This is a genomic window from Paraniabella aurantiaca, from assembly GCF_050309965.1.
Classification (GTDB): Bacteria; Bacteroidota; Bacteroidia; order Chitinophagales; family Chitinophagaceae; genus Niabella.
This window is the reverse complement of record NZ_JBLOSY010000001.1, coordinates 653984-666124: the sequence shown is the minus strand read 5'-3', so window position 1 is coordinate 666124 and position 12141 is coordinate 653984. Positions and strand designations below refer to the sequence as shown.

The window sequence follows — 12141 nt, the reverse complement described above, 5'->3', positions numbered from 1 at the left end:
AGCTTCTTTGATAAAGACCTTGTTATTACTGGATCTATGAGTAACAAAAGGGAACTATGGAAAGGCAACTACTCGAGCCTGCCCTTTGAAGTGGGGTACGGCCCTAATGATGTACGACAGGTCAATACTCCTGGTTATATTTCTACCGTAAACGGAACTGTTGTTCAGGATATTTACGATCTGTTTGCGAACTATCATAAAAAATGGGGAGAACATAGCTTTGCCCTAACTGCCGGTTACAACCAGGAGAACTATCAATGGGACCCTACCTCAGCCAGCAGAAACCAGCTTATATCAAGAGACCTGCCTTACATTTCACTAACGGTTGATAATACATCGGCCTCCATCTCTCAGTCTGGTTTCGGCAGCTCCTATTATGAATATGCTATTCGCAGCTATTTTGGCCGTTTAAACTATTCGTTCAAAGATCGCTACATACTCGATTTCATTGCGCGCCGGGATGGATCATCCAGGTTCCCCTCCAACAACCGGTGGGCGTTCACACCGGGAGTGTCCGGAGCATGGGTAGTAAACAAGGAAAAATTCTGGGATAACTTAAAAACATAATTCCTAATTTTAAATTGCGGGCTTCATATGCCAATCAGGGTAATCAGTCAGTAGCCTACTATGGTTATTTGCAGAATCTGCCAATCGGAACCTCCGGCTACCTTATTGGTGGCAACCGAACGCCTGTTACCTCAGCTCCTAACCTGTCAGTCGATCCTAATAATTATACATGGGAAAGTGTTATATCAAACAATTTCGGAACGGACATAGGACTTTTTAAAAACCATCTGAATATTACATTTGACTACTACGTAAGGAAGACCACCGGATGCTTGGCCCCGCTAAGGTACTACCGGCCGTTCTGGGAAGCAGTGCGCCCCAGCAAAACGCTGCCGATATGTCTACAAATGGATGGGAGCTTACAGCGAGCTATAATAACAATTTTACAGTAGCTAACAAACCGTTTTCTTACACAATAAAAGGCCAGTTATGGGACAGCAAGAGTAAGATTACGAAATACGATAATCCACTTGGACTATTTTCAGCAGCCTGGAGACAAGGACAGACAGTTGGAGAAATATGGGGTCTTGAAAGTGATGGCTTTTTTAAAGACAAGGCAGATATAGCCACTCTGGATCAGTCGGCAATTATTCCTTGGGGAGCCCTTGAAATTGTACCAGGCTGGCCGAAGTATATTGACCAGGACGGAGATAAAAAAATCATCCAGGGGCTTAGCGATAAAGATCCGAAAGACTTAAAAATAATTGGGAATAGCCAGGCCCGGTATAGGTATTCATTTAATGTAGATATGTCATGGAACAATATTGATTTATCCGTCTTTTTACAAGGGGTGGGTAAAATGGATTATTATCCTCAACATTATTTGTTTTGGGGGCTTTACCAGCAGCCATACGCCAACATGTACCCCTGGTTACTTGACTTCTACAGGCCTGAAGCTGCTTCTGCCGAAGAAAGAGCGGGCTATCCCCAAGCTTATATTAACGCGGGACTTGCTGACGCAAATCTCAACTCCTATTATCCGGTATTACAATCGTGGCTGGCAGACAATAACTATCACGAGGGAGGCAAAGATTATGGTTTAGATCTGGCACAATCGAAATACTTACTTAATGCATCCTATTTACGGGTTAAAAACATAACAGTTGGGTATACACTTCCAAACCAGTTAACAAAGAAAATAGGAATAGACCGGTTGAGATTATTTTTTACTGGCGACAACATTACCGAATTTTCTAAAATCAAAAAGTATCTCGACCCTGAATCTATTGTTGATGGATACGGCTGGGCCTACCCTTACCAGAGAAAATATTCTTTAGGCTTAAATGTTACATTTTAGTAATCGATCGTAAAAATTTTAAAGCAAAAGAAATGAAAAATTATATATACTTATGTTTGTTGATCATAGCAACGGCTTCCTGTAAAAAGGACTTTTTAGACCGATACCCGCAAACGGTTATTTCGCCACAACTTTATTTTAAAACAGAAAGTGATTTAAGCCTATATGTGAATGGCATGTTGAGTAAGAGAGGAACAAGCATTTATGTAAACAGTGACGAGCAATCAACAGATGATTATTCAACAACAGGAAATGTGCGCATGAAAAATATGCTCGCTGGTAATATATCTGCCGACAATACGCCCAGCTTTTGGGGCTGGTCTACTCTAAGAAATATTAATTACTTCTTAGATAACTATTCCGGCGCTAATACCACCGCAGAAGTAAAAAATCATTATGCAGGTCTGGCCAGATATTACAGGGCTTTATTCTATATGGATAAAGTGAAAGTATACTCAAATGTTCCATGGTACAGCCACGTAATTGAAGCATCAGACTCTGCAAGTTTGTATAAGGCCAGTGATCCCAGAAGCCTCATTATAGACAGCATTTTTAAAGATCTGGACTATGCCGTAAATAATGTAAGAGAAAGCGTGCCGGCAGGAACACCGGGTCTTTGGGCAGTTAAAACAATGTATGCCCGTTTAGCATTACATGAGGGCACTTACAGGAAATACCATCCCGAATTAAATTTGCAGAATACTGCCAACCGTTTTCTGGAGCTGGCAAAAACTCAGGCTAACGATATTATTACTTCCGGAAAATTTTTGTTGACACCTAATTATGGCGACCTGTTTGTTAGCCAGGACCTGAGCGCGAACAAGGAAGTGATTTTAAATACAGTTTATGATGTAGCAAAACAAGCGGGCTCTGACATCAACAGTGTTGTTTCGGCCAACTTTGAGCAATCTCCTTCAAGAGACCTAGTACAAGAGTACTTAATGATAGACGGTTCACGGTTTACCAGTACTGACGACTACCAGAAAAAACAATACGTAGAAGAATTTAAAAATCGAGACCCACGGATCTATGCAACATTTATGACTCCTGGATTTGTAAGGCTGCCGGCCACAACTCCGCTGGTACCACTTTTAAGTACGGGTTTTACAGGATATTACCAGAAAAAAGGCTATCAAAACAGCATTGATCCAAACGTAAGGGGCGGCGCAGACGTTCCGGAATTACGATACGCTGAAGTGCTGCTTACCTATGCTGAGGCCAGTGCCGAACTCGGCAGCCTCACTCAGGCAGATATAGATAAGTCCATTAATCTATTAAGAACAAGAGCCGGTATACCCGGGCTCAACCTTGCAAATGCAAATGCCAACCCAGATCCGGTTTTAGCGAATAAATTCTCTGATGTAACAGGCGCCAATAAAGGAGCTATTTTGGAAATCAGAAGAGAGAGAAGAGTGGAGTTTGCATTTGAAGGCAAACGGTACGATGACTTAATGCGTTGGAATGGAGGTAAGGTATTTGAAAAGTATCCACAGGGAATGTATTTCCCAGGACTGGGCCAATATGATTTAACAGGAGACAATGTTGCAGATATAATTTTAGTAAGCAGAACTGCTACAATTCCTCCCGTTGATCAAAGAATAAAAAACTCGCTTGGTGTGACACTTGTTTATTATAAAGTAGGCACTTTTGGCCAATCAGGTAGCATTCCATTAGAGAACGGAGAAACCGGAGGACCTATTGTAACCGGATTAGCACCCAGAACATTTGTAGCTCCAAAATATTATTATTTCCCGATACCGATATCACAAACAACGCAAAACCCAAAATTGCAACAACCCCATGGTTGGGAATAAGGAAATCGTAAAAAGCTATTCAAATATTTAAACTCTCAAATTTTATAATTCTCAAAAAAAAATTACAATGAAAAAGAATGTTTTATTACTCTTATTGTTTGTTCTGTCTCTATCTTTTATTTCATACATTCCCGCTGAGGTATCAGATATGAGCGCCCCTGGTGTTAGTAGAATTAAAGTTACCAACTTAAAAGAAAGCAATTTTGCCGGCATTACTGTGCATGCAGCTCCTGCGCCTCCATCGCCTTATACAAAATCAGTTTACTTTAAGTATAACAACCTGAATGTTGGTAATAAATTTAAAGTAGTAAGTGAAGATGGATGCGCTTTTTATACTGTTGTTAATGGCAATCCTATTACTTACACACCAGTTACATCAGCAGAAAACATATTTGGTGTATTCTTTAAAGCAGAAGCGGGTTGCGGCCAGGACAGAACAATTACGGTATATTATGATGATAATGGCACCTGGATATCACAGGCTACTTTTGTAATTAATATTTGACACCTTAACTATAAACAGAAATGTTCATTGCCTGATTTAAAAATTACATTGTTCATTTATCCTTCGATAAGTAAAGGTCGTTCCAGTGAACGGCCTTGACCTGCAAAACAGCATTTATATTTAATTGGAAACCCGAAATAACGTTTAAAATAATCATCATATAAGTAGGAGTATTTCAAAAAGAGTTAAACCATATTGTTATATTGTCTCTCCATTGTATCCCCCTTGGGATATATTGCCCAAAATGCTGACAACCAACCTTGCTTTGCAATCTGGATAGGAGGAAGATATCAGATACGTACAGGTATAGGGATTATGAAAGCGCCCTGGACTCTGGAAGCATGGATCAAAGGAAATGACACCTCTTGGAAAGAAGAAGAGGTGATTTTTGGCGGTGGTGAATACAGGCGCTTTAAATACGGCTGAAAATCTGCCACTTGTTATCAAAAAAGGAAAATTACATAGCGCCGGCGCACAATTATTATCTCCTACCATTTTAAATGATCAGTGGCACCATGTAGCTATTAGCTGTAACGGAGTTTTCACTCATCTCTATTTGGATGGCGTAAAAATATGCAGTAAGAGAATTGCATTTCCAATCATACCAGGTGCCATTGGAGTATGCGAAAATAGAAAAAACTGCTTTTGGGGGTTGGGTGGATGAAGTTCGCATTTGGCAGACTGAGGTAGCTGCACAGACAATACAAAAATGGGCACACCAATCTATTAATCCGTCACATCCTAATTTTAAGAAAATTGTGGCTTACTATAATTTTAATGACGGTATAGATAAATCTGCTATTAATTGGGTAGGAAAAGGTTCCCAAGCTTATCATTTACGAAACGGAAGAAATAATTATAAAGGACAAAAGCCGTTGGCATATACCGAAATAAATGATAATCCAAAATTTGTAAAACCCGCAAAAGAACAGAAATTATTTAACGCAATAACAATTCATAGCGAATGGGACATTGACCAAGGAGCTTCCGACAACGCCATATTAAAATTAAGAATTGCGGTTACCGGTTCACTAACACCATTAGCACTTACAGGCATAACTCTGGACCTATCGTCAGTATCAGCTCTATCAGACATTTCGCGAATACATATTTATCACACAGGCAAGACAGCTCATTCAACTATAAAATCAGAAATATTCGGAAAAGGAACAATCCCATCTAAAAAAATTGTTCTTTCAGAAAGAAATACGCCTATTCGTTTATCTGCGGGTATAAATTATTTCTTGATTACAGCTGACTTTTCTGCCAAGGCTGCCATAGGAAATAAGATAAAAATAGACATTCCTGTTTTTGAGTTAAATAATAGGCATTATACACCGGAGACTACAAATTCATCTATTGCTCCAACAATAACACCTAACAATTACACCGATGCCAATATTATAAAAGTCTTACAATGGAATATATGGCATGGAGGTATACACGTAGGAAATAACGGAATCAACAACATTATAAATCTAATAAAAGCAACACATGCAGATATTATTACTATGCAAGAAGCATATGGCTCACAATTGCGTATTGCCGAATCATTAAATTACTTTCTAAGTACAGCATCTTCTAATGACAATCTTGCCATATATAGCCGTTTTCCTATAGCTAAACATTTACCTCCCTATAGCACTTTCAATTCAAATCCAGTGATACTCACTTTACCCAATAGCAAAAAAATTCTGGTGAATGCTTGTTGGCTCAGGTATGCAACTAATCCCGAATACACTTCACTCTACCCTAACAAGGGTTCAAATACTAACTTATGGATAGCAAAGGACTCTATGTCAAACCTGTTAGACATACACGAAATTATTTCAAAAGACACAGAACCATATCTGAAAGACTCAAATATACCAGTGATCATTGGAGGCGACTTCAACTCATGTAGCCACCTTGACTGGACAAAAGCTGCCATTCCTTTACATTTTGGATATGGACCTGTTGCTTTCCCGACTTCACGTTATTTATTGGCCAAAGGATATAAAGATAGTTTCAGGGAAATAAACCCCAATGAAGTAGCGCAATCAGAAGGTACATGGTCACCTATTTACGGACAATTGCCTGCCTGCAGAATAGATTTCATTTATTATAAGGGGTGTGGAATAAAAGCAATTACTTCAAAGATAATAAGGACAGCTCCTGACATCGATGATGTTTGGCCATCTGATCATGCAGGGGTACTCACTACTTTTCAACTTACAAACGATTAAAAATATCACAAATTGCACAATTCACATCGTTGCTATAAAAAAACATTAGCATTAATCACAATACAGCACCAAATAAGCCTTTGACCAATTCAGTCCTAAGATGTGATATTTCAAGACATGTGAGACAAAATGCCTATCGATTTCTGTAGTACATTTTGCTGTTTCGTGGTATTATTTCGACTTCCTGTTCCCAATACTTTGTTGTTACATCTGGTTGAATAGGTATCAGGTTTTCCAATTCAAGAAGTTTTTCGTTTGGGGTCTTCCCATTCAATGATGCATGAGGGCGTTTGTAGTTATAGAAATTTTGCCATTCAAGTAATTTCGTAGCAAGATCGAGAGTTCTTTCTTTACGATTAATGATTGAATAAAACTCTGATTTATCTGTGAGTTGGGATCTTTCGACCTTTCCATTCAGATGTGGACTTCTAGGCTTAATGGGCCTAAATTTTATAAAATGAACCATTAGCTCTTCCTGGAATAAATCATTGAAAAGTTCGGTTCCCTAATCAGTTTGTATCCTATGTACAGGGAATTGAAAAGTATCAAGCACATAACCCAGACAATCTACAGTGGATTCTGCTTTTTATTGGGTACAGTTTAATTGCTCTCATCCGGGTACAATCATCAATGGCCGTGAATTGATAGCATTTGGCGCCTATTTTAGTAACATCCATTTGAACCCGATCTCCTGGAATGGGCCTGCTGTAGCGGGTTGTCTGCCCATGCTTCCTATATTTTTTTATGTTAGGCATTCCGCTCTCTTTAATTACCCGCCAAACCGTAGGTGCAGAAATATCCATATTATGGACTCGAAGAAGATGAAGGCTTATTCTTTGTGGGCCAAAATTATACTCAACTCGTATGGCTTTTATAAGTGTGACTAATTCATCACTGACCTTTTGTTTAGCTAAAACTTTTGGACGTGTGGAATGAACTTTTAAGGCATCCTTACCATTATCTTTAAATCGCTTTATCCATCTGTACAAGGTAGATCGGGGAATACCACACTTTCGAGCAGCTTTATTTATTGAACCCAGCTGTTCATAACACCTTATCCAGGTTTCTCTAGCTTTGATTTACCTTTGCTTAGTATCCATTGAAAAATGAATTAATAAATAACCTCCAACGGCAATCGTCTGCCACGAGCTTGCCCGTTTTAAACAGTTGTCTTTGATAGTTTTGACATGATAATGCCCGAATGAAGACAGGCAACTATTTTAAACAAGCCTTAACCAAATCTACGTAAATAATTATAGAGAAAATGTAGCGAAAGTCTTGAAACTTCACATATTAAGTTATTCCTCGTAAATACAATACAAATTCCTACCACTAATAAACGATTAGGTTTATTAGTGGTGTTTAAAGCATGAATAAGACAATTGGTATTGTTCTTTAACTACAATATGCAGCAAGTCTAAGCCTTTAATTTTGGGCCACCAGGCGGCGAAAAGACGCTTCCTTCCTATCGGACGGAAACGCCTTTTCGCTTATTAAAGCGGTGCAGCCCCCTTGATAAAATCTCCTGCTTCCCCAAAACCTCCCGCTGTATTTTCTCAAACAGGCTGCAAGCTTTTTCTTTGAACAATAAAAGACTTGTTCTTCCTGTTGGATTTTTTTCTTGGATATTCTTAAAAAAAAGCCATTCATTTTCTGTTAACTTTTCCCTATCCAGTATTTCTGGCTGGTTGGGGTCTAACATAACAGTTCCTCTGGTCATATTCATACGCTTTATCCACGACCAGTCTTTCACTTCATCCAGATCTTTGTTCCTATTCCTGACAACAATATTTTGTTCACTAAAAAGCACTTCCGCATCAAATGGGTTAGCCCTTACGATATTTCTTGCACTGAAATGATATACCGGGAGCAGGATAACAATTATAAAGGTGAAAAAAGTATATTATTCCCGATAGTAAAGTATTCAATTGTGGTAATGGCAGTCCATACCCCAATAGCAGCATTCCAATTATATACGGCCAGATACATTTCTAAGGAAGAAATTAGAATTTTGATCTCATTACATCTCTATAGTTGGTTTGAATTGACTTAACTACTACCATATCAGCTTATTTAAACTTTTTATTATATAACAAAGAACTGGCCAGAAATGAACGCAAATCAGGATCAATCCTGCAGCGCATTCGTGCCGGTCAAATGAAAGATTATCTTCCTTCATGGATAGAAATCGATTCCGATCACATTTTGAATTGCCCCGAAGATCTAAAGAACAAGAATAATATTCTACTTGAATATTAATAATATAAAAGCCCGGTCTTCGACCGGGCTAACCTTGTATATGATAGTAACATATGCCTCTTTATTCAGAAACCACTTTAATTACCTTGGAAAAGGTCCTTGTGCCATCCTTATCTGTTTGTGCTATTCTTATATAAAAAATCTTTTGCTTGTTATCTATTGCTTCACTTACAGATTTGCTACAGGAAATGACTACAACCAATACCATCCCTATCAGGGATAACATTAGACGGGATTTTCTTTTGCCTAAGACACCGAGGAACATAAAAGCGGTTAGACCCAATGCTGCCAATCCACTGTAAGCAGTAATAAATTCATAATGCAGCTCCTGGCTCGAATTCCCATTAATGGCTTTGCTCTTTATAGTACCTATTTTTGTGAAATTTGTTCCATCCGCAGAAACCTCAATATCAAAATGGCTATTACTGGTTTCTGTTAAACTTCTCCAGTTTACAATCAGTTGCCCATTCCTGTACCGCGCCTTCACGTCATTAAAAACCACAGGCAACGTCACTACACAGGACCCCTGTCCATCACCATTGATCGTCCAATTCAACGTATTAGTAAGCATATCACGATCAACTGCCGCCGCAACTCCATAAGTACGACCAACAGCACCCAATGGCACTCCCGAAGGAGTAAGTGGATTATTCGCCCAACCGTGCAATATGTGGCTGTAGTTCTCACAGTTGATTCCGCTGTTATCTAGCATCCTTGTTGCATTGGCTAGAACAGAAAGATCCCATATCCCGATATCTTGGTTAAAACTTCGAGCGCCAGAAAACATCCAATCCATTACAGTCACCTTACTAACATCCCAATTGGCAATTGGACGGTTAAAATTTCGTGCGTCTATAAACATTAATCTCATTGTTGTAACATTACCTACATCCCACCCCTCTATCGCCTGATTAAAGTCAGTAGCATAGGCAAACATACCTTCCATACTGGTAACCTTGCTTACATTCCAGTTTCCGATAGGTTGATTAAACCTTGGTGTGTTCCAAAACATACTTGCCATTGATGTAACGTTACTTACGTCCCAGTTTCCTATAGGCTGGTTAAAGCTGGTAGCAGAAAAAAATAACGCATCCATAATAACTACGTTGCTTACATTCCAATTCCCTATAGGATAATTAAAACTACCAGCCTCCTGGAACATTGCTGCCATGTTTGTTACATTACTTAAATCAGGAACATCGACAGGCCCTAGACCACCCAAACTACTACACCTGTAATATGCCCGTTGCATACTACTCCAGACCACATCGCCCCATTGTTCGATAGACAGCAACTTCCTGTTATCAACCAGCGGAGAAACGGGAAAGGCAATACGATGAAAAGGTATTGTACCAGTTGGTGTCATTGAAAGGCGGTAAGTACCGATAGAAGGGAACGTAATGGTTAATTCGTCCGCACCACTTCCATTGCCATTATTGCCTGGGTTTCCCACCTCCTCCCATACATATGTATAAGACCCCTCAGCAGGTACCCTGATTTGATTAGTAGCGCTGACTCCGCTATTGTTTGTTTTCCAGACTGTAATGTATGGGCGTTGCCCTATAGCTTCAATGGCCAAAAATAAAAGTAAAAAAAAAGACATTTTTTTCATGATAAGAATTTATAGAAATAATTAGAAAATAAGGAACGGCGTTGTGTCTGTATTTTAGCCCTATAGAATCGTTCGATTTTGAATTGACTATATTCAACCCAGAGCGAATCGTATTTTGTTTTGTTGCTTAAAGAAGCTCCATTTTATTGTTAGTACATTGAAGAGTAGCAGCCACACTAGACGTACCTCTGGATTTTATAAAACTTAAACACAGTTAAATTTGAATATCGGAGTAAGATGCTTATTCACTATCAACTAAGTATCTTCAAAAGATCAAGCGAAATTAGCAACTATCGAAAATTCAAATTTGACTCAATGATCTATTGATAGTTTCTTTCTATAGCTATTCAGATATTAGCAATAATTAACTATATAGAAATTTTATTATCATTATTATTTAATATTAAAAGAAAAGTTTGCCGTCTGTTCATTACCAAAATTGTCCGCTATCCATATATCAATTCATGACCCTCTTCTCCTGAGTGTGCCGTAGAATAGAGTACAAACTTTTCAGTGTTTTGAAGTTGCAGGTCTGAAGCCCTCTTACGATCATCCCAGCAGATACTTACATTTTCCCTGCATCAACAAAAGAAGCCGGTTACCTAAATATGTTTCAATAGAAAGCCTGGCGCTACCACCATAGATAAATTTATCTTGACTTAGTATGACAGCGCTATTGGCAAATCTCTCTTCACCTCTGTTTATTGTCCCATAGCCACCTGTCACACTAAGACCCCAATTAACAGAAAAGTTCCTGGCCCAGTCTCCTAAATCGCCGAAGGAAAAATAAAATGGGTTGTCTTATTATAAGTCACATACACATCATAGGGAACGACAGCCCTATAAGATGTCTCCCTAATCGTATCGGCCTTAGAATTGTTGTCTTCATTTTGTGCGCTAACGGTCGAGAACATAACCGTAAACAGGAGAACAAATCCTGTTATTGTCTCACACCTATTTTTCATAGGTACTGTAATTAAGATTATTATTTTTTCGGAAGTAAAAACACCTGGTGGTCTGCCTTAACGGTAACTTTGATATGCCCGATCCTTTTAGAGATATAGCCCGTAGTTCTCTGTATTACTTCTTTAGTCAGATCAGAGATCATATGCTGCCTCGCAGAACTACTCAGTGTTATATTGGTGCCGGCAGAACTGCTCAATCCGGAAGCGATCTCCTTAAAGGCATTTACCTCCGGAGAATAGGGCAGGTTTAGACCCAGCTGACCATCCAGATCATAGGCCGAAATATCTATAGGAACTATATTACCTCTATATTCTACGGACGTGATCTGTAGCACTAATCTTCCTTCCTGTATCTTTGCTGTCGCGGTCAACAGGGTTTCGAACGAGATTGTCATTTTAACGATCCTGGCAGGCTCAAGTGAACCATGAACAATAAGCGGATGCTCTTTAGATTTTGAAACCTTGGATATGGCATTACCTTTGAGAAATACGTCTCGATATCTGACAGGAAAAATCTTCCTACGGTTAGCTCAGCCCCTTTAGCAATGCTATAATAGAACCATCTGTTAGTTTTACTGTAATATTTTGCGTGTGTTCAAAATAAATATCTGGTTTAATGAAATTATTATATCCCGTAATGCGTGCAATTACAAACCCTAAAGTAATAACAGCCGCAACGGTATAATCCCTAAATTTCCTTTTCCTCTTTTTTTGCTCGAAAGCATTTATATTGTTGTGAATATTTTCAATAGATCGCATTCGCTCTTCTTGTGTGCTAAGCTCTTCATGCCCGTCGCTTCCGTTGAGAATATTTTCCCAAAGACAGTTATTCTTATGAAATTTTAACACTCACTAACGGACTTTAACTCTCTTTAAGAATTTTTAACTGCGCTTTTT

The 12141-nt window shown here is 38.8% G+C and carries 11 protein-coding genes and 1 pseudogene; 5 read left to right on the top strand and 7 right to left on the bottom strand.

The window, feature by feature from the left end:
• The first annotated feature begins 36 nt into the window (after positions 1 to 36).
• The 5 genes from ACLOAU_RS02970 to ACLOAU_RS02950 all read left to right on the top strand — a co-directional run bounded on the left by ACLOAU_RS02970 (position 37) and on the right by ACLOAU_RS02950 (position 6408).
• Positions 37 to 567 (top strand): hypothetical protein, encoded by a 531-nt coding sequence (locus ACLOAU_RS02970; protein WP_427860340.1) that lies wholly within the window; start codon positions 37 to 39, stop codon positions 565 to 567.
• Positions 568 to 904: 337 nt separating this feature from the next.
• Positions 905 to 1864: a SusC/RagA family TonB-linked outer membrane protein gene (locus ACLOAU_RS02965; RefSeq protein WP_427860339.1), complete on the top strand. Its 960-nt coding sequence runs from the start codon at positions 905 to 907 to the stop codon at positions 1862 to 1864.
• 32 nt (positions 1865 to 1896) lie between these two features.
• The gene (locus ACLOAU_RS02960) at positions 1897 to 3678 is read left to right on the top strand and encodes a RagB/SusD family nutrient uptake outer membrane protein (protein ID WP_427860337.1); all 1782 of its coding nucleotides are present in this window, start codon (positions 1897 to 1899) and stop codon (positions 3676 to 3678) included.
• 67 nt (positions 3679 to 3745) lie between these two features.
• Complete coding sequence (locus ACLOAU_RS02955) at positions 3746 to 4183, top strand: hypothetical protein (protein WP_427860336.1); 438 nt, start codon at positions 3746 to 3748, stop codon at positions 4181 to 4183.
• Between the two features lie 614 nt (positions 4184 to 4797).
• Complete coding sequence (locus ACLOAU_RS02950) at positions 4798 to 6408, top strand: endonuclease/exonuclease/phosphatase family protein (RefSeq protein WP_427860335.1); 1611 nt, start codon at positions 4798 to 4800, stop codon at positions 6406 to 6408.
• A 133-nt stretch (positions 6409 to 6541) separates the two neighbouring features.
• Here ACLOAU_RS02950 and ACLOAU_RS02945 read toward each other — a convergent pair whose 3' ends face one another.
• The 7 genes and pseudogenes from ACLOAU_RS02945 to ACLOAU_RS02915 all read right to left on the bottom strand — a co-directional run bounded on the left by ACLOAU_RS02945 (position 6542) and on the right by ACLOAU_RS02915 (position 12093).
• Entirely contained in the window at positions 6542 to 6874 is a 333-nt protein-coding gene (locus tag ACLOAU_RS02945; RefSeq protein WP_427860334.1) for an integrase core domain-containing protein, read from the bottom strand.
• Positions 6875 to 6953: 79 nt separating this feature from the next.
• Positions 6954 to 7466 carry a helix-turn-helix domain-containing protein gene (locus tag ACLOAU_RS02940; RefSeq protein ID WP_427862674.1) on the bottom strand — a complete coding sequence of 171 codons (513 nt, stop codon included), beginning with the start codon at positions 7464 to 7466 and terminating at the stop codon, positions 6954 to 6956.
• Positions 7467 to 7873: 407 nt separating this feature from the next.
• On the bottom strand, positions 7874 to 8218 hold the full coding sequence (locus tag ACLOAU_RS02935; RefSeq protein WP_427860333.1) for a hypothetical protein: 345 nt from the start codon (positions 8216 to 8218) through the stop codon (positions 7874 to 7876).
• 510 nt (positions 8219 to 8728) lie between these two features.
• A complete protein-coding gene (locus ACLOAU_RS02930; RefSeq protein WP_427860332.1) occupies positions 8729 to 10279 on the bottom strand; it encodes a BspA family leucine-rich repeat surface protein in 1551 nt (516 codons plus the stop codon).
• Positions 10280 to 10828: 549 nt separating this feature from the next.
• Positions 10829 to 11047, bottom strand: a pseudogene (locus ACLOAU_RS02925) (conjugal transfer protein TraO); the annotation flags it as partial.
• Positions 11048 to 11264: 217 nt separating this feature from the next.
• On the bottom strand, positions 11265 to 11678 hold the full coding sequence (gene traM / locus ACLOAU_RS02920; RefSeq protein ID WP_427862673.1) for a conjugative transposon protein TraM: 414 nt from the start codon (positions 11676 to 11678) through the stop codon (positions 11265 to 11267).
• A gap of 91 nt (positions 11679 to 11769) precedes the next feature.
• A complete protein-coding gene (locus ACLOAU_RS02915; protein WP_427860331.1) occupies positions 11770 to 12093 on the bottom strand; it encodes a hypothetical protein in 324 nt (107 codons plus the stop codon).
• Between the last annotated feature and the right edge of the window lie 48 nt (positions 12094 to 12141).

Coding starts and splice junctions, on each gene's coding strand:
- ACLOAU_RS02960 (WP_427860337.1), top strand. CDS start 1,897: ATGAAAAATTATATATACTTATGTTTGTTGATCATAGCAACGGCTTCC.
- ACLOAU_RS02965 (WP_427860339.1), top strand. CDS start 905: ATGTCTACAAATGGATGGGAGCTTACAGCGAGCTATAATAACAATTTT.
- ACLOAU_RS02970 (WP_427860340.1), top strand. CDS start 37: ATGAGTAACAAAAGGGAACTATGGAAAGGCAACTACTCGAGCCTGCCC.
- ACLOAU_RS02945 (WP_427860334.1), bottom strand. CDS start 6,874: ATGGTTCATTTTATAAAATTTAGGCCCATTAAGCCTAGAAGTCCACAT.
- ACLOAU_RS02955 (WP_427860336.1), top strand. CDS start 3,746: ATGAAAAAGAATGTTTTATTACTCTTATTGTTTGTTCTGTCTCTATCT.
- ACLOAU_RS02930 (WP_427860332.1), bottom strand. CDS start 10,279: ATGAAAAAAATGTCTTTTTTTTTACTTTTATTTTTGGCCATTGAAGCT.